The sequence below is a fragment of the Corynebacterium sp. HMSC074A09 genome (assembly GCF_001811545.1).
GTDB classification, from domain to species: domain Bacteria; phylum Actinomycetota; class Actinomycetes; order Mycobacteriales; family Mycobacteriaceae; genus Corynebacterium; species Corynebacterium hiratae.
Genome location: NZ_KV805171.1, coordinates 176589 through 193925, shown reverse-complemented (window position 1 = coordinate 193925; position 17337 = coordinate 176589). Strand labels below are relative to the sequence as shown.

At 58.8% G+C, this 17337-nt stretch carries 16 protein-coding genes; all 16 read right to left on the bottom strand.

The annotated features are described in order from the left end of the window. Window positions 1–317 precede the first annotated feature (317 nt). Window positions 318–1577, bottom strand: coding sequence for a tyrosine--tRNA ligase (gene tyrS, locus HMPREF2807_RS12370; protein ID WP_049154616.1), 1260 nt, complete (start codon window positions 1575–1577; stop codon window positions 318–320). Window positions 1578–1614: 37 nt separating this feature from the next. Further along, window positions 1615–1794, bottom strand: coding sequence for a Trm112 family protein (locus HMPREF2807_RS12365; protein WP_049154615.1), 180 nt, complete (start codon window positions 1792–1794; stop codon window positions 1615–1617). Between the two features lie 11 nt (window positions 1795–1805). Then, the gene (locus HMPREF2807_RS12360; RefSeq protein ID WP_046648514.1) at window positions 1806–2399 is read right to left on the bottom strand and encodes a hypothetical protein; all 594 of its coding nucleotides are present in this window, start codon (window positions 2397–2399) and stop codon (window positions 1806–1808) included. A gap of 35 nt (window positions 2400–2434) precedes the next feature. Beyond that, entirely contained in the window at window positions 2435–4000 is a 1566-nt protein-coding gene (locus tag HMPREF2807_RS12355) for a vWA domain-containing protein (protein WP_049154614.1), read from the bottom strand. Window positions 4001–4036: 36 nt separating this feature from the next. Next, the gene (locus HMPREF2807_RS12350) at window positions 4037–5161 is read right to left on the bottom strand and encodes a hypothetical protein (protein ID WP_070513303.1); all 1125 of its coding nucleotides are present in this window, start codon (window positions 5159–5161) and stop codon (window positions 4037–4039) included. A 90-nt stretch (window positions 5162–5251) separates the two neighbouring features. Then, window positions 5252–6289, bottom strand: a complete 1038-nt coding sequence (locus tag HMPREF2807_RS12345; RefSeq protein ID WP_049154619.1) for an ornithine cyclodeaminase — start codon at window positions 6287–6289, stop codon at window positions 5252–5254. 14 nt (window positions 6290–6303) lie between these two features. Then, complete coding sequence (locus HMPREF2807_RS12340; protein WP_070513300.1) at window positions 6304–7857, bottom strand: amino acid permease; 1554 nt, start codon at window positions 7855–7857, stop codon at window positions 6304–6306. Window positions 7858–8072: 215 nt separating this feature from the next. Then, window positions 8073–9497, bottom strand: coding sequence for an argininosuccinate lyase (gene argH, locus HMPREF2807_RS12335; RefSeq protein WP_070513298.1), 1425 nt, complete (start codon window positions 9495–9497; stop codon window positions 8073–8075). Window positions 9498–9529: 32 nt separating this feature from the next. Continuing rightward, window positions 9530–10744: an argininosuccinate synthase gene (locus HMPREF2807_RS12330; protein WP_046648520.1), complete on the bottom strand. Its 1215-nt coding sequence runs from the start codon at window positions 10742–10744 to the stop codon at window positions 9530–9532. Between the two features lie 76 nt (window positions 10745–10820). Then, window positions 10821–11306 (bottom strand): arginine repressor, encoded by a 486-nt coding sequence (locus HMPREF2807_RS12325; protein ID WP_046648521.1) that lies wholly within the window; start codon window positions 11304–11306, stop codon window positions 10821–10823. Between the two features lie 4 nt (window positions 11307–11310). Next, window positions 11311–12228 carry an ornithine carbamoyltransferase gene (gene argF / locus HMPREF2807_RS12320; RefSeq protein WP_070513297.1) on the bottom strand — a complete coding sequence of 306 codons (918 nt, stop codon included), beginning with the start codon at window positions 12226–12228 and terminating at the stop codon, window positions 11311–11313. Next, window positions 12225–13403, bottom strand: coding sequence for an acetylornithine transaminase (locus HMPREF2807_RS12315; protein WP_070513296.1), 1179 nt, complete (start codon window positions 13401–13403; stop codon window positions 12225–12227). Before HMPREF2807_RS12315 ends, argF begins: the two co-directional genes overlap by 4 nt. Continuing rightward, window positions 13400–14335 (bottom strand): acetylglutamate kinase, encoded by a 936-nt coding sequence (gene argB, locus HMPREF2807_RS12310; RefSeq protein ID WP_070513295.1) that lies wholly within the window; start codon window positions 14333–14335, stop codon window positions 13400–13402. Before argB ends, HMPREF2807_RS12315 begins: the two co-directional genes overlap by 4 nt. A 19-nt stretch (window positions 14336–14354) precedes the next feature. Then, window positions 14355–15512, bottom strand: coding sequence for a bifunctional glutamate N-acetyltransferase/amino-acid acetyltransferase ArgJ (gene argJ, locus HMPREF2807_RS12305; RefSeq protein ID WP_070513294.1), 1158 nt, complete (start codon window positions 15510–15512; stop codon window positions 14355–14357). Between the two features lie 76 nt (window positions 15513–15588). Continuing rightward, window positions 15589–16632: an N-acetyl-gamma-glutamyl-phosphate reductase gene (argC, locus tag HMPREF2807_RS12300; RefSeq protein WP_046648526.1), complete on the bottom strand. Its 1044-nt coding sequence runs from the start codon at window positions 16630–16632 to the stop codon at window positions 15589–15591. A 101-nt stretch (window positions 16633–16733) separates the two neighbouring features. Then, on the bottom strand, window positions 16734–17186 hold the full coding sequence (locus HMPREF2807_RS12295) for a hypothetical protein (RefSeq protein ID WP_046648527.1): 453 nt from the start codon (window positions 17184–17186) through the stop codon (window positions 16734–16736). Window positions 17187–17337 lie beyond the last annotated feature (151 nt).

Sequence of the window (17337 nt, the reverse complement as noted above, 5' to 3'; positions counted from 1 at the left end):
ACTATTGAGTTCTCAAACATCATCCGCACACCCGTCACATCGAATTCATCTATTCTCTGCTCTGAGCGGCTGGAGTTCATACTCTAGCTAACAAGTTTATCCCTTGTCAACTAGGAGTTAATCTCCGTGTCACCAGCGTCTCGCGGCGACTTCGATAAATATACGCACAGCCCCAAGCTTCAACAAATCGCCTGGTTAACAGCACTTTCCTTAACCTCCGGCGGCCGGTGCAGATACTCTGTCCCAGAAACGACGAATCCCGCCGCACAAGGCGACGGGATTCGCATGCAGTCATCTAGCGAAGTCGAGAGCTCTAATTAGTTCAGCTTGGCACCGGCAAAGTTCTTCTTACCGCGACGAAGCACCAGCCACTTACCGTGAAGCAAGTCTTCGTCCGCCGGCTCCCAGTCATCGGCTTCAATACGCTGGTTATTGACGTAGGCGCCACCTTCCTTGATGGTGCGTCGAGCCGCGCCCTTGGACTCTGCCAGACCAGAAGCAACCAACAGATCAACGATGGAGCGCGGTTCACCGGCAGCCACCTCGGCCACGGTGGTTTCAGAAAGCGCACCCGCCAGCGTCTGCTCATCAAGGTCAGCAAGCTCTGCTTTACCGAACAGCGCTTGAGCAGCAAGCTCCACAGCCTTGGTGGCTTCCGCGCCGTGGACCAGCGTGGTCATCTCCTGGGCGAGACGCCGTTGTGCCTCGCGACGGAAAGGTTCATTAGCAACCTTCTCCTCGTATTCAGCGATCTCTTCCTTCGACAGGAAGGTAAACCACCGGAGGTAGTCAATAACCACGGAGTCACCGGCATTGAGGAAGTACTGGTACCACGAGTAAGGCGACGTCTTTTCCGGATCGAGCCAGAGCTTTCCGCCGCCGGTAGACTTGCCAAACTTTTGCCCCTGGGCATCCGTCACCAACGGGACGGTGAGTCCGTGAACCTTGACGCCCTTAACGCGGCGATTGAGGTCGACGCCAGACACGATGTTGCCCCACTGATCGCCACCGCCAATCTGCAGGACGCAGCCGTACTCCTCGCGGAGGTGAACGTAGTCATTGGACTGGAGGAGCATGTAGGAGAACTCGGTGTAGGAAATACCGTCGGACTCCAAGCGGCGCTTGACGGTATCACGGTCCAACATGGTATTCAGCGAGAAATTCTTGCCGACATCACGCAGGAAATCAATGACGGTCATCTGCGAGGTCCAGTCAGCATTGTTGACCATGGTGGCTGCGTTCTCGCCCTCAAAGTCAATAAACTGGCGCAGCTGCTTCTTGATAGCCACCATGTTCTCGTTGATGGTCTCCTGCGACAGCATGGTGCGCTCCCCTACGTCGCGTGGGTCACCGATTTGGCCCGTCGCGCCACCGGCCAAAGCAATCGGGTGGTGGCCAGCTTTTTGGAAGCGGCGCAGCATAATCATCGGAACGAGGTGACCAGCATGGAGGGAGTCACCGGTTGGATCAAAACCGCAGTACAAGGTAATGGGCTCTTCGCAAGCCTCGCGCAGTGCGTCAAGGTCGGTGGACTGGTTAATGAGGCCGCGCCACTGCAGCTCATCGATGATGTTCATGAATGCTCCTTGGAAAGTCGATTCGGTGCTGTGAGAATTAGTTCTGGGGTGGCCACGGTACTGCGTGGTCTACCAGCATGACGGGAATGTCGTTCTCAATGGGATAGGCCACGCCGAGGCGTTCGTTGACCAAAACCTGTTCTTCGGCCAGATAGTTCAGCGGACCTTTATCCTGCGGACATACCAAGATGTCGAGCAGCTTCGAATCGAGACTCATAACCGCTAACCCTACACCTCCTTGGATTCGATGGATGGAAGGGTCCCGCCGTATTCGAGTTTGAGAGCCATGGAATGGTTGCGCAGGTTGCGTACTGAGTTTTGGGCAATGGCGTCTCGAATCTCGCCCATCTCTCGGCCTAGGATCCCCAGCGATTCGCTCATTTCCTCGACAGCCACTGGATTCTTCAAGTCCGTGACGTCGAGGTAAGAATTCACCAGCTCCTTAGAGTGTTCTTCAATCATGTCCCGCACGAGGGCTTGCTGGTGTGGGGCATCGTCGAGGCGGTGCCAATTGTCTAGGACCCACACGGCCGAGTCATCGAACGAGTCCCACGCTTTCTTAACAGGTCCGGGCACTTTGGACTGCTTCAGGTTGTATCGGACGCCCTCCAATGAGCTAATCAGTTGACCTGCACCCGAGGTGGGGGCCTCAATAGCTTTCTCCTGCTTTGGCGGCGTCACGAATCCCGCAGCCGCACCTGTGCAGACCGCGACCAGTGGCCACAAGAAACCTAAACCGCCACCAGTCAACACGTGAAGGACGATAACGAGCGCCGTTACCGCAACGCCGACGACGATCTTCCGCGAGTTCAGTGTGTTCATAAGGTGTAGGTCCTCCTGGGGATAGGTGGAGATTTTTACTGGTAAGCGCGGATTTCCTCGAAGGCCGCGGCGAGGTCACCGTTGAGCGCATCGAATGTCTTGCCGCCCGTGAGCTGAGCAAGCTCCTCCATCTCTTGAATGTTGGCTTCACCATACAAGATGACAAAGACCGGGATCTCCTTTTTCTCTGGGGGAAGCTGCTCATAGGCCTCCTTAAATTGTGCAAAAGTACGCCCACGCGTCACTTCGCCATCAGTCATGAGCACCACGGTCCCAATCTCGCCGCTGCTGGTGTCTACCTCGTTGAAGGCATTGAGCACAGCCTCGAACGTCGCCGTATCGCCATCCGCCACGAGTCGATCTACGCGATCAGCAAGCTCTTTTGTGGTTGCCGGGTTCTGCAAATCGACTCGCGCGCGAGTCGGCTGCTGCGGCTCAGAAGAATATGGGATGAGCTTGATCTGCTCACGGTTACGGAAGGCTACCTGGCCTTCGCCGTCTGGAGAGCCGTCAGCTGAGCCGTCGATCAGCGGGCGCAGACTATTCTTGAGCAAATCAATGCGCTCGCCCTCCATGGAGCCCGAGGTATCCAAGACCAGCGCCGTGTTGCCAGGGTTACGCAGCTCGTGAGCAAAGGCATCCTCCAGTGCGCTTACGGTTTGTTCATTGGCCGGGTACGGCAGCTCGAAGATGGTCCCGGGCATGTCAGAATCGTCCACACGCAGGTGGTAGCTCCTCAGCTTCTCTGGGTGTTCAGCAAACCATTCGGCAAGTGCCTGCACCTTACCTTCAGCCTCCTGGTCCGGGGAGCTGGCGAGAGCCGACAAAGGGTAGTCCGCCGAAATCACGCCGTCGGAGGGGATGACCACCTCAAGATCGACGCCCTCATCCTTGAGCTGGTACAGCACTGATTCATAGTTAAGGATGGCGTCGGCCTGCTCCGGATGCTCGCGGAACCTATCAGCCAGCCAACCCGACGATCCCGACGTTAAAGTCTGGTTACTGAAGAGTTTCTGGACCTTGCCCGTGGCCTGGCGGATATCCTTCTCCGTAAGCGCGCGCCCGGTGTCCGCGAAAGCAGTGGTCGCAGCCGATAGCGCGGAGAAGCCCGAGTTTGAGGTCGAAGGATCGGTCATACCGAAGGTAATCCCCGAGTCAGCAATCTCCTGCCACGTTGGTTGCTTCGTGGTCCAGCCCTTTTCCTTAGCCACGGAAGGCTGCACACCGAGTACCACGGGGGATCGCGCCACACTGTGTTCTTTGCGCAGCTTCTCATCGGCACCAATGATGCGCGCATAACGATTGGTGGCAAACCACGTGGCATCATAGGATCCGTCGAAACCGCCTTGTTTCAGGCTGCGGGAATTCGCCAGCGTCCCATCCTCGGTGGTCATGGTGATATCGAAGCCGAGGTCCTGGGAGGCGTCGTCAAGCACCGGCTCCAGAGGCTTAAGCTCCGTGGCCGCCACAATGTTGAGGCCACCGCTGAAGGACGAGCCGGAACCCGGCATATCCACATCATCGAACAAGTCACCTGCCGAACAAGCCGTCAGCGCCATGGCGCTCAGCATGACGAGCAGGACTTTTAAAGACCGAAACATTCCCTTGTACCTTCCTGATGCTTTCCTTGCGGGGCCTTAGCCAACCACTCGCAAAATCTCTTCATAATCCGCCCACCGCAGTGGGGTGGTATCGCCACCATCCACCGGGATCTGGTAGTTATCTGAAGGCTCAATTTTGGCAATGAAGTCCGAATTCTGCGAGCCCAAACCTAAGCTCTCCGCGACCGCTGGGATTGCGTCATTCATTGCTGTGACGAACAATGCGCCCTCCTCAGTGAGTGGAAGAACGATGCTGCTTAGTTTCGTCGCCGGTTTCAACGCCAACAGCGTATAGCCGGATAGGTCCTTGCCCGCACGTTCTAGGTACACGTACTGCTCCGCGGTGGTCAATACCATAGGCATTTCGCCCTTATCCACACGGAGGAAAGCATCGAGGATGCCCTGATCAGTGGTTTCGCCATACCCCTGATCAGCAACGAGGCGGCGCATGATGTCATCCGCCTGCGCGTTGATCTTCTCCTTGTTATCGCTGCCCAGGTCCTTTTCCGCATAGTTCGCGGCCGCGGTGTGTACGACCCGGGCATAGCGCAGTGCGGCAAAGGACTGGTCCACCTGTGGCACGGCCACATCCACCACGCGCGGCGAGCCGAAGGACGGACTGATGTCCCGCCAGCGAGTGTCTTTCTGGGACATCTCCACCAGCGTCTCCATGTCCAAAGCCGCCTGGTTGTCGTATCCCGCAACCAAGCCGTGGTCCCTCATGTCCTCGACAAGCTCGCTATGTACCAGCACCAACAGCGGCTTACCAAAAAACATCGGGGATAGGTCATCCCTTCCGGCTAGTTCCGGATGGGCATCGCGCACATCGGAGGTCCATGTAGCGCCGTTAGGATCCGCGAGCACAAAGTCATAATCTTTGTCCAAGCTACTGCTTCCTTCAACGAAGTTCCGTGCCGGCAGGATATCGAGCTCGAGTTCGATATTGTGCTTTTCCATCGCCTTCGTTGTGGCCGGGTCCTTAAAAACAGCCTCCAGCTCCGGGCTAATGGCGCCCTTAACGTGGTGCGTAGTTGTGGAAAAGCCAAAGCTCGGAAGGGAACTACCTCCGCGACCTATCACGACGGATACCACAGCGAGCGCAAGGAAAACCGCGGCGATCACGAAGGACTTGGTGCGCTTCTTCGATGATGAGCTGCTCATGTTCTAAATCATAAAGTGATTTTCTTCTCACCGCTGGATTCGCGGCGGGGTAAGGGGAGAAACAGGCTCCCCCCTTTCCGTGCGCTCTGGTTAAAGAAGAGAAGGTACGTTCGCGACCAACGAGAAAAGGTCCTTCGGGTCGTCGGGGTTCGCGATGATGTCGATTTCGGATTCCAAATCTGTACCCTTGACGGAATCACGCAGGTAGCGCAGTGCAGAAAAATCATTGATGGCAAATCCGACATCATCGAAGAGCGTAATCTGCTCATCATTATCGCGCCCGGTGGCCTGGCCGGTGAGTACCTGATAGAACTCGACAACCGGGAAGTCCTCCGGCTTCTGCTGAATCTCTCCTTCGATGCGTGTCTGCTCTGGGAATTCAACAAAGACCTTGGATTTATCCAGGATGGAGCTTTCGAGCTCGGTCTTGCCCGGGCAATCACCACCGACGGCATTGAGGTGCACGCCCGGTGCAACGTGGCGCTCGGCCAGAATCTGGTTTTGAGCCTTGTCCGCAGTGCAGGTGGTAATGATATCCGCGCCCACAACGACCTCGTCAACGCTCGAAACGGCCGTAATGTTGAAGCCCAGCGGTTCCAGATTGCGTCGGAATTTCTCTACGGCCTCAGGGTCAATATCGTAGATGGCAATGTCATCGATTCCCATCACTCCGCGGAAGGCAAGGGCCTGGAACTCGGACTGGGAGCCGGCACCCACCATGGCCATGCGCTTAGAATCCTTGCGGGCTAGGTACTTGGCCACCATGGCGGAGGTCGCGGCCGTGCGTAGTGCAGTAAGAAGCGTCATTTCAGCTTCGAAGGTGGGGTATCCATTGTCGACGTCTGCCAACACGCCGAAGGCAGTAACCGTTTGAAAGCCGCGGGCGGGGTTGGACGGGTGACCGTTAACGTATTTGAAGGAGTACTCCTTGCCATTGGAGGTCGGCATGAGCTCGATAACACCAAAGGGGGTGTGGGAGGCAACGCGCGCAACCTTGTCGAAGCGCTCCCATTCGCGGTAGTCGGCTTCAAGGTAGTCCACCATCCCGGTGATGATGTTCTCGACGCCTTCGCGCTGAATCCAGCGCGCCATATTCTCTACATCAACAAACTTAACTACAGGCTTCATCAAAGTCTCCATTCTTAGTTCTTGTCTTGGTTCTTGCTGTGCTGTGCGTTTCGGTTCCTGGGGTGAAGGTCCGTTTGCGGTGCGGCCGGGAAGCGCGAGGTCGGCAGGTGCTTGGCCTTCCTCTCCGCCGCAATCGCGTAGATTCGCTCACGCCAGGCAAACCACATTGCCGCAAACACTGGGATGAGAAGTAGCGTTGAGACCAAAGCGAAGGTTCCGATGGGGTAATCGAAAGCCATGAGGATGATGACCACGCCGATGAAAGCGAGAACGGACCAGTCACCAGCTTGGCCGAATGGCGAGCGGTAGTTCGGGCGGGTATAGCGCCCCTTCTTGGCCAGCTGCACGAACTTGATGTGTGACAAGGCCACTGCAGCCCACGACGCCAGTGTTCCCAGCGCCGCCAAGTTCAGCACGATTTCGAAGGCCATTTCAGGCACAACATAGTTGAGGAACACACCGGCAAGGCCGACGAAGGCGGCCATCACGATGCCACCATAGGGCACACCGGACTTGGACATGCGCGCGCCGAACTTCGGCCCGGAGCCGGCAGTAGACATGTTGTACATGATGCGGCCCGTCGAATACAGTCCGGCGTTTAGCGAGGAGATTGCCGCGGTGATGACGACCAGCTGGAAGATCGGTGCGGCATAACCAGCGCCGAGGGATTCGAAGAAGGTCACGAACGGCGATACTTCCGCAACGTAGCTGGTGTACGGCAGCACCAGGGTCAGCAGCAGCACACTACCGAAGTAGAAGACCACGATGCGGAACAGGACGCTGTTGACCGCGCGTGGGATGTGCTTCTCCACGTCCTTGGTCTCACCGGAGGTGGTGCCCACCAGCTCGATACCGGCGTAAGCAAAGACCACACCCTGGATGACGATGACTGCGGGAAGCAGGCCATTGGGCAGCCAGCCACCGGCATCGGATATCAGGCTAAAGCCCGTCGGGTCACCATTCGGGTGACCCATAATCACCACGCCGATAGCCACGACCATGAAAATCAACAGCGCGATGATCTTGATCATGGAGAACCAATACTCCAGTTCACCGAAGATCTTCACCGACAACATGTTGAACAACAGGATGCTGCACACCACGCCGAGAGCGAGCAACCACTGCGGGACAGCGTCGAGCCAGGAAGTGTACTGGCCAAACCACTTGATGTAGATGGCCACGGCTGTGCCGTCGGCCACCAAGGTCGCAGCCCAGTTGCCCCAGTAGAGCCATCCGGTAACGAAGGCAGTCTTCTCGCCGTAAAACTCACGCGCATAGGACACGAAAGAACCCGAACTTGGGCGGTAGACAATGAGCTCTCCGAGCGAGCGCAAGATAATGTAACCGAAGAAACCGCAGACCAAATACAAAACTGCGAGAAATGGTCCAGCGGTTTGCAAACGGCTGCCGGTACCGAGCAACAAACCGGTACCGATCGCAGAGCCGATGGCAATCATCTGGAGCTGGCGATTGCCCATCCCCTTCTGAAGTCCGTGGTCTTCCGAAGCATAGACCGCTTTCTCCTTCTCGTGAGACTCCGTGTTGGGCGGGCGAAGTGTATCAGCCATTAGGAAGGTAGTCCTTTCAAAGTTGCGAACGTGCCTTTCTTCACATTCCCTAAGAAAACGTTATAACAACCTAATGAGACTTCCGTCACTTCAATACCCCCACAGTGCAACCCAGCACATCGCTGCCCAGTAGTAATAGGTTCGTTTTCTACCCCCACACACAAAAGAACCGCATGGCCTGAAAAGACCATGCGGTTACTCATTCTCTGTGCGGACTAGCGCAGGGCAGTTTTCGCCCACTCCCGCGCGGCGCCAGCGCGCTCGCGAACCTTGTCACGCTGCTCCACCACGCGAACGCCAGCGGTGCCGCCCTTGGTGGAGCGGGATGCCACTGCCCCATCGATGGTCAGCACCTCACGAACTTCCGGAAGCAGGCGCTTGTCGACGCCCGCCAGTTCCTCATCCGTAAGATCCACCAGATCCACACCGCGAGACTCCGCGATCTGCACGCAGGCACCGGAAGCCTCATGCGCCTCACGGAATGGCACACCCTGGCGCACCATCCATTCGGCCAGGTCGGTGGCCAAAGTAAAGCCACGCGGGGCCAGCTCACGCATGCGATCTTCATGGAAGGTCAGGGTTTCCACCAGCCCAGTCATGGCCGGCAGCAAGAGGTTCAGCTGCGCCACCGAATCGACGATGGGCTCCTTATCCTCCTGCAGATCACGGTTATAAGCCAAAGGCTGCGCCTTGAGCGTTGCCAACAGGCCGGTGAGGTTACCAATGAGTCGGCCGGTCTTACCGCGGGTCAGCTCCGGAACGTCCGGGTTCTTCTTCTGCGGCATGATCGAGGAACCAGTCGACCAGGCATCATGCAGGGTGACATAGCCGTACTCCGGGGTGCACCAGTAGATGATCTCTTCCGACAGTCGGGACATGTCCACCGCGATCTGGGTGAGCACGAAGGCCGTCTCGGAGGCGAAGTCACGTGCCGCCGTACCGTCCAGCGAGTTCTCCGCGGAAGAATCGAAGCCCAGCTCCTCGGCAATCGCCTCCGGATCCAGGTGCAGCGAGGAACCCGCAAGCGCACCAGAACCATAAGGGGACACCGCCAAGCGCTTATCCAGATCTTGCAGGCGCTCGATATCGCGCAGCAGCGGCTGGGCATGAGCGAGCAGCTCGTGTGCCAGCAGCACCGGCTGCGCCGCCTGGGAGTGGGTCTTGCCCGGCATAATGGCATCCGGGTGGGCCTCGGCCTGGCTAGCCAGAGCCTCCACCAAATCCGTGACCTGAAGTGCGATATCGCGAATGGCATCGCGAATCCACATCCGGAACAGCGTTGCCACCTGGTCATTGCGGGAGCGCCCAGCGCGCAGGCGGCCGCCGACCTCAGGTCCTACGATGTCGATGAGACCGCGCTCCATCGCACCGTGGACGTCTTCATCCGTCGGCAGCGGGGTGAATTCACCAGAAGCGACCTTCTCCCCTAGTTCACTCAGGCCGTTAAGCATGGTGTCCAAGTCAGCGTCGGATAGCAATCCGGCCTTGTGCAGGACCTTGGCGTGAGCCTTGGAGGCCAGCACGTCATAGGGGGCGAGGACCCAGTCGAAGTGGGTGGATACGGACAGGACAAACATCGCCTCGGAGGGGCCGCCCGAAAAGCGGCCACCCCACAGCGCACCCTCGTTAGTCTTATGCATCGATTCCTTACCTTGACCTTGGCTGTGCTGGTTTACTTACCGGTGGGGAAACCGCCGTCGCGGTCACGCTGGTTGGAGATCTGCGTCGACAGGCCGTGCAGCTGGACAAAGCCCTTGGCCGCGGTTTGATCGAAAGTATCGCCGGTGTCGTAGGTAGCCAGGTCGAAGGAGTACAGCGACTGGCCAGAGCGACGGCCGTTGACGGTGGCGGTGCCAGCATGCAGAACCATGCGGATATCGCCGGTGACGTTCTCCTGGGTGGACTCGGTGAAAGCATCCAGGGAGCGCTTCAGCGGCGAGAACCAGAGGCCATCGTAGACCTCCTCGGACCAGCGAGCGTCCGTGAGGCGCTTGTAACGGGCCAGCTCGCGTTCCACGGTGACGTCTTCCAGCGCCTCGTGAGCCTTGATGAGCACCATGGCACCAGGGGCCTCGTAGACCTCGCGAGACTTGATGCCTACCAAGCGGTCCTCCACCATGTCGAGGCGGCCAATGCCCTGGGCACCAGCGCGGCGGTTAAGCTCCTCGATAGCCTGGAGGACGGTCACCGGCTTGCCGTCAATAGCAGTGGGAACACCCTTGTCAAAAGTGATGGTCACCTCGTCCGGGGCATTGCCCAGGTCCGGCTGCTCGGTGTAGGCGTACAGGTCCTTTGTCGGCGGGTTCCACAGGTCCTCTAGGAAGCCGGTCTCTACCGCGCGGCCCCAGACGTTCTGGTCAATGGAGAACGGGGATGCTGCGGACTGCTCGATGGGAAGGTTAATTTCCTCGGCGAAGGCGATAGCCTTATCTCGGGTCCAGGCGTAGTCACGCGCCGGGGCGATGATCTCCAGAGCCGGATCCAACGCGCGGAAAGAGACCTCAAAGCGCACCTGATCGTTACCCTTGCCGGTGCAACCGTGGGAGACGTGGGTGCCGCCGTGAGTCTGAGCAGCCTCAACGAGGTGCTTGACAATGAGCGGGCGGGAGATGGCCGATACCAGCGGGTACTGCTTCATGTACATGCCGTTTGCCTTGATGGTGGGCAGACAGTACTCCTCTGCGAACTCATCCTTGGCATCAACGACGATGGACTCGACCGCACCGCAGTCGAGGGCGCGCTGGCGCACGGACTCCATGTCCTCGCCACCCTGGCCGAGGTCAAGAGAGACGGCGATGACTTCGCCGCCGGTCATCTTGGCCAGGTAAGGAATGGCGACAGAGGTATCGAGACCGCCAGAGTAGGCAAGCACAACGCGTGCAGTCATAGTTATTGGCTCCTTTAAGACAAACAGGTGCTAAAAAATCGAACTTATTTATATTATACAGACTTACGTATAAATGTTAAATGCTGCGGTTGGTGAGTTTCTCACCAAGCTCGCGGCCGGTCAACCCTTCGCGCGCGAGGACGAAGATCGTGTCATCGCCCGCGATGCAGCCGACCACGTCTGGAAGTCCCACGCGGTCGATGAAGGAGGCCAAGTACTGCGCAGCGCCCGCCGGGGTGCGCAGCATGGCGATGTTGCCAGAGAAGTCATGGGACACCACCAGTTCATCAAGCATGCGCCGGAGCTTCTCTCGCGGGCCGTTGAGCTGATCTTCGAATTGCTCCAACTCACCGCCCACCACGTAGAAGGACCGCCCGCCATCGCGCTTGACCTTCTTGGCTCCCAGCTCATCGAGATCACGCGACAACGTAGCCTGCGTGATATCAATCCCCTCATCGAGCAGGAGCTCTGAGAGCTGAACTTGGCTGGTGACCCGGGTGCGATCCAAGATCTCCAAGATCTTGGCTTGGCGGGCATTGCGTGTAGTTGGGGTCGTAGTCATTCGTTTAGTTCTCCTTTTGAGCCGCAAGGAGCCAGACCAGCAGCGCCTTCTGCGCATGGAGGCGGTTTTCTGCCTCGTCGAAAACGCGCGACTGGGGCCCATCAATTACCTCAGCAGTTACTTCGTTGCCGCGGTAGGCCGGCAAACAGTGCAGGAAGATTGCCTCGTCCTTAGCGCGGGACATCACATCCGCGGTCACCTGATAGGGCAAGAACGGTGTGCGGCGGTCCTTGCCGTCATCCTCCTGGCCCATGGACACCCATGTGTCTGTAATGACAACATCAGCGCCGTCCACGCCGTCAAGGGAATCGGTCACCGTCACCGTACCGCGCTTTCGGGCACGCTCAACAAACTCCGCCTGCGGCTGGAAACCCTCCGGGGCAACAATGGTCATCTCCACGCCAGCGGTAGCAAACCCCAGCATGTAGGAATTTGCCATGTTGTTGTTGCCATCCCCTAGGTAGACGGCCTTCAGTCTAGTAAGGTCCCCGAAGTTCTCACGGCAGGTCACCAAGTCCGCCAAGATCTGGCAGGGATGGAGGTCATCGGACAAGGCGTTGACAATTGGTACCGTCGCAGTCTCCGCCATGTCCAGAAGGTTTTGATGCGCATATGTGCGCCACACGATCACCTCAACGAAACGGGAGAGCACCGCTGCGGTGTCCTGGTAGGTCTCCCCTTTGCCCATCTGCGTCGACTTAGTTTCCGTCACGATGGCGTGGCCGCCCAGGTGAGCAATTCCCGCCTCAAAGGAGAAACGCGTGCGCGTCGACGTCTTGTCAAAGAGCACCGCCACCGACTTCGGCCCCTCTAATGGGCGCTCGGAGAAGGGATTCTTCTTGAGCCTTAGAGCCAGGTCGAGAACCTCGGCTTGCTCCTGCGGCGTGAGGTCATCATCGGCCAAGAAATGGCGCACACTCATGCAACTTCCTCCAGTACCTTATGCAGGCGTTCCACCGCCTGGGTGAGTTCTTCATCGGTGATCACCAGCGGCGGGGTCAAGCGTACGACCTCGCTACTTGGGGCGTTGAGGATTAGTCCATGCTGCAAACCTGCAGCCACGACTTCCTTGGCCACCGACTTATTTAATACAACACCTAGCATAAGCCCTCGGCCCCTCACCGACTGCACCGCAGGGGATTTACCAATCTCCTGCCGCAACCACTCGCCCTTGCGGGTGACTTCGGCGAGGAAGGGGACGTCGACAAGCTCCAGCACCGTTGACGCCGCCGCACACGAGACAGGATTGCCGCCAAACGTCGTGCCGTGGGAGCCCGGAGTGAAAAGGTCTGCGGCCTGACCACGCGCAATGGTGGCACCGATAGGCATGCCAGCACCCAGCCCCTTCGCCATGGTGATGACATCCGGGAGGATGCCTTCATGCTGGAAGGCGAAGAAGTCACCGGTACGCCCCACACCCGTTTGCACCTCATCCACGACCATGAGGATGCCGTGCTTGGTGCAGAGCTCACGCACCGCCGTCAGGAAACCTTCAGGTGCCGGGATGACACCCGTCTCCCCCTGGATGGGCTCCAAGATAATGGAGGCGGTGTCCTCCGGATCTTGCTCCACCAAAGCGGTCAGGTAGTCGATGTCGCCATAGGTATAAAACTCCACTCCGCCCGGGAAAGGTTCAAAGGCTTTGCGTTTGCTGGGCTGCCCAGTCATGGCCAAAGAACCCATTGTCCGGCCATGGAAACCATGGTGCGCTGCAAGGACGCGGCGACGGCCGGTCAGACGAGCCAGTTTAAAGGCCGCCTCATTAGCTTCCGCGCCAGAGTTAGAGAAGAAGACGCGAGCCTCGCAATCTCCCACCTTGTCCAGGAGTTTCCCGGCGGCTTCAATCACGGGCTCGCTGGCAAAAAGATTGGACACGTGGCCTACGGCGGCCACCTGGGCGCTCACCGCGTCGACGATCGCCGGGTGGGCGTAGCCTAGCGAATTCACCGCGATACCCGCGAGCATGTCGATGTAGTCTTTACCGTCTTCATCGGTCACCGTGGCCCCCTTACCGGACACGATGGCAACGGGTGGGGTTCCATAGGTGTTGCTGAGCACCTGACCCCAACGCTCTGTCAACTTGGTCTGCGCGGTCACTTGTTATCGTCCTTCCTGAAGACCGTTCCCTCCGGGTAGTCCTCGCGGTTATAGTCATTGGGCAGCACCATCGTGCCGATGCCTCCCATAGTCAGCAGCTCCAGCAACACGGCGTGGGCGATGCGCCCGTCGATAACGTGCGCGGCGTTGACTCCGCCCTCCACGGCCATGAGGCAGGACTCCATCTTCGGGATCATTCCGGAATCCAGGCCTGGGAGAAGAGCCCTGAGCTTGTCAATCTCGATCTTCGACACCAAGGAGTCGCGGTTCGGCCAATCGGTGTACAGGCCCTCCACATTCGTGAGAATCACCAAGCGCTCGGCGCCCAACGCTCGCGCCAAAGCCCCGGCCGCGATATCTGCGTTGATGTTGTACACCTCGCCTTCATCACCGGGCGCGATAGTAGACACAACCGGGATACGCCCGGCCTCAATAATGTCCATGACGGCGGTGGGATCGACGCTGACGATCTCTCCCACCATGCCGATATCAGTCGGCTCACCATCGACCTGGACGAGCCGCTTGCGCGCCTTAAACAACCCAGCGTCCTCACCCGAGGTACCCACGGCATACGGGCCATGTGAATTAATGAGGTTGACCAAGCCACGCCCCACCTGACCGAAAAGGACCATGCGAACCACGTCCATGATCTCCGGAGTGGTCACACGGAAACCGCCCTTGAATTCGCCTTCAATCCCCAGCTTGCCCAGCATGTCGTTGATCTGCGGCCCACCGCCATGGACCACGACGGGCTTGGCGCCCACGGTGCGCAGAAAAACCATATCGGCAGCGAAGGCGGCCTTAAGGGAATCATCCACCATCGCATTGCCGCCATACTTCACGACCACAATCTTGTCGCGGTAGTGCTGCAGCCATGGCAAGGCCTCCGCGAGCACAGTGGCGCGGTCAGCATTACTTAGTCCCTGAAGCATTGTTCCTCCTCGCGCGTTCTTAAGAGCTGTACGCGGAATTAATCTCCACGTAGTCATGAGACAGGTCGGTGGTGCGGACAAAAGCTGTGCCGGTTCCCCCGGTGCCCAAGTCCACGCGCACATCAATATCGGCCCCGGAAAGATCAACGTCGCGCGCGCCGGGCGCGCCAGTGGAACCGACGCACACTGCTTGGTCATTGAAGAACACGGAGATATGGTCCGGATCCATCTCGGCATCTGCCATTCCGACAGCGGCGAGGACGCGGCCCCAGTTCGGGTCCGATCCGAACATGGCGCACTTGAAGAGGTTGTCGCGGCCCAAAGTGCGCGCGGCGTTGAGCGCCTGCTCATCGGTAGCGGTGCCTTCCACGATGATCTTCACGCGCTTGGTCACGCCCTCGGCGTCGGCTTGAAGCTGATCCGCGATATCGGCGCACACCGCGAGAACCGCAGCATCCAACTCCTCCTGGCTAGGTTCTTTCCCGGAAGCACCGGAAGCCATGATAATGACCGTGTCATTCGTCGATGTGGAGCCGTCCACATCGAGCGTATTGAAAGTCTGATCACTCGCTGCCTGCAGCGCCGAGTGCAAGGCTTCGGAGGAGGCAACAGCGTCGGTGGTGATGCACACCAGCATGGTGGCCAGTGACGGCGCCATCATGCCCACGCCCTTGCCCATCGCACCCATGCTCCAGCCCTCAGCCTCAATGAGTGCTTCTTTAGCTACGGTGTCGGTGGTCATGATGGCCTCCGCCGCGGCCAGACCGTGAGCTGCATCCGTGCCAAGATTCCCGGCAACCACTTCGACGCCAGCCAATGCCTTATCCATGGGAAGGAGCTCTCCAATAAGTCCCGTCGAGCACGCCGCGATGTTAGCGGCGGGGATACCCGTGTGCTCAGCGGTGGCTTCCACAATCGCCGCGGCATCCTTGTCTCCTTGTTCGCCGTTGCAGGCATTCGCGTTGCCGGAGTTATAAATGACGGCCTGAATAGTGCCGTCCGCAACTGCTTCGCGGGAAAGCTTTACGGGTGCGGCCACCACGCGGTTGCGCGTGAAGACCGCAGCGGCGTCGAAATTAGGACCCTGGTTAACTACGAGGGCCATGTCGGGTTTTCCGGAGGGCTTGATTCCGGCTGTCGTGGCGCCAGCCAGGAATCCTGCAGGGGCGGTAATCATGTCGAGTTTCTCCTAGTTCGTGTGGAAGTGAGTTGAAGAAGGCGGTGCGGAACGCTTGGGAAAGTAGGGGTGCCCCTTAAGGGGCAACTGCTGCCTGTGGAAGGCCCAGGGTTTCTTCCCATCCCAAAGTCAGGTTCATGCACTGGACAGCAGCGCCGGCGGTGCCCTTGCACAGGTTGTCCAGAGCCGCGGTAATCACGAGACGGCGGGCGCGCTCATCCACGTGTGCTTGGATATGGACCATGTTGCTGCCCACCACGTTTTGCGTTTCTGGCTGTTGGCCCTCAGGCAGGACGAGGCAGAATGGTTCATCAGCATAAAAGTCACGGAAGGCCTCGGCGACTGTGCGCTTGTCGACGCCCCCCTTCAACGGCGCCGTAATCGTCGCCAGAATGCCACGAGGCAGCGGCGCCAGCACCGGAGTGAAACTCACAGACACCGGTTGCTGCGTAAAAGGCTGTAGGTTTTGCAGGACCTCCGGGGTATGCCGGTGTGTCCCGCCTGGCTTATAGGCTTTGAGGTTGCCCATAGTTTCCGCACCTAGCTGCGCCACGGAGGCCTTCTTGCCTGCCCCGGACACCCCGGTGATTGCTATCACCGACAGCTCTGGCTCAATCAGATCCTGCGCCACGGCCGGCAGCGCACCCAGGGTAATCGTGGTGGGAAAGCACCCCGGTACGGCAACGCGGTTGCTACCTTTAAGCTCCTCACGATTGCCGGGAACCTCCGGGATTCCATAAGGCCAAGCACCGGCGTACTCACCACCATAAAACGCGTCCCAGTCTTCCTTGCTACGCAAGCGGAAGTCAGCTGCGCAGTCAATCACCGTGACGGACTCCCCCAGCTGGCGGCCGATCTCCGCGGAGTGCCCGTGCGGCAAACCGAGGAACACGATGTCATGGCCAGCTAGAATCTCCGGCGTGGTGTCCTCGATGACGCGGTCCGCCAGTTGCGGCAGGTGCGGCATGAGCTCAGATACTCGCTGACCTGCGTTGGAGTGCCCGGTGAGCGCGCCGATGCGCAACTCACCCGAGAGGTATGCTGGGTGCGACAGCAAGAGACGGAGGATTTCGCCACCTGCATAGCCCGTAGCTCCGGCGATTGCTACTGAAATAGTCATGCAGCTACTCTAGCAAATAATGCATTCCGCCGTATGTTATTCAGAAAAAATGCGCCGAAGAGCTCGGCGCACAGGTGAGGAAAAGTAGGATTCAGGAAGGTTTACATGACGCGGGACGAGACGTTCCCCAGTCCCTCCGCACCCGATACGGCGGTCTTTCCTGCATAGCCTAGGTAGCCATGCGGGCCGACGAAGTGGATACCGCCCTGGGCATCCGCGATGGCTACAACCTCATTGAACTGGTGAACCTGGCCTGGCTGAAGGCGCTTGAAGCTCGTGGTTGTCAAGCCCTGGTTGAAGCAGTCAGCCTTGGAGCGACCTGCGTGGTAGAAAAAGCGCGGCGCCAACCGGCCCGGCGGGTTGCACTGCGGGCTAGTGGCACGTGCCCCTTCAGACAGGCACGCGACGTAGGTTCCTTCGATGTTCGAAGCTTCACAGTTGACGGTGCCATCGGCGTTGGAGAAACCTTGGGACAAGTCAGCGGAAGCGTGTGGGGCGATGGTCAGTGCGCCGACAACGGCGGCGGTGGCTGTGAGACGAGAAATAAGACGCATGGTGTGAACAATCCTTTCGGTGTGGCTTGGTCTGGAAACTCAGCACCTTTGCTGCACCCTTGAGGTTATGAGGCAGAGCACACCCCTTCCAGCGCTAGGGGATCTCTCCCCACGTCAGCACCTGCCCCAACGCGCGCAAACCCGGCTAAAC

Bases quoted from the DNA above. Each gene is read 5' to 3' on its own strand.
- HMPREF2807_RS12360 (WP_046648514.1), bottom strand. From the start codon at position 2,399: ATGAACACACTGAACTCGCGGAAGATCGTCGTCGGCGTTGCGGTAACG.
- HMPREF2807_RS12365 (WP_049154615.1), bottom strand. From the start codon at position 1,794: ATGAGTCTCGATTCGAAGCTGCTCGACATCTTGGTATGTCCGCAGGAT.
- HMPREF2807_RS12350 (WP_070513303.1), bottom strand. From the start codon at position 5,161: ATGAGCAGCTCATCATCGAAGAAGCGCACCAAGTCCTTCGTGATCGCC.
- argF (WP_070513297.1), bottom strand. From the start codon at position 12,228: ATGAGTGTGCGCCATTTCTTGGCCGATGATGACCTCACGCCGCAGGAG.
- HMPREF2807_RS12325 (WP_046648521.1), bottom strand. From the start codon at position 11,306: ATGACTACGACCCCAACTACACGCAATGCCCGCCAAGCCAAGATCTTG.
- tyrS (WP_049154616.1), bottom strand. From the start codon at position 1,577: ATGAACATCATCGATGAGCTGCAGTGGCGCGGCCTCATTAACCAGTCC.
- HMPREF2807_RS12295 (WP_046648527.1), bottom strand. From the start codon at position 17,186: ATGCGTCTTATTTCTCGTCTCACAGCCACCGCCGCCGTTGTCGGCGCA.
- HMPREF2807_RS12340 (WP_070513300.1), bottom strand. From the start codon at position 7,857: ATGGCTGATACACTTCGCCCGCCCAACACGGAGTCTCACGAGAAGGAG.
- HMPREF2807_RS12330 (WP_046648520.1), bottom strand. From the start codon at position 10,744: ATGACTGCACGCGTTGTGCTTGCCTACTCTGGCGGTCTCGATACCTCT.
- argJ (WP_070513294.1), bottom strand. From the start codon at position 15,512: ATGATTACCGCCCCTGCAGGATTCCTGGCTGGCGCCACGACAGCCGGA.
- argB (WP_070513295.1), bottom strand. From the start codon at position 14,335: ATGCTTCAGGGACTAAGTAATGCTGACCGCGCCACTGTGCTCGCGGAG.
- HMPREF2807_RS12355 (WP_049154614.1), bottom strand. From the start codon at position 4,000: ATGTTTCGGTCTTTAAAAGTCCTGCTCGTCATGCTGAGCGCCATGGCG.
- argH (WP_070513298.1), bottom strand. From the start codon at position 9,497: ATGCATAAGACTAACGAGGGTGCGCTGTGGGGTGGCCGCTTTTCGGGC.
- argC (WP_046648526.1), bottom strand. From the start codon at position 16,632: ATGACTATTTCAGTAGCAATCGCCGGAGCTACGGGCTATGCAGGTGGC.
- HMPREF2807_RS12345 (WP_049154619.1), bottom strand. From the start codon at position 6,289: ATGAAGCCTGTAGTTAAGTTTGTTGATGTAGAGAATATGGCGCGCTGG.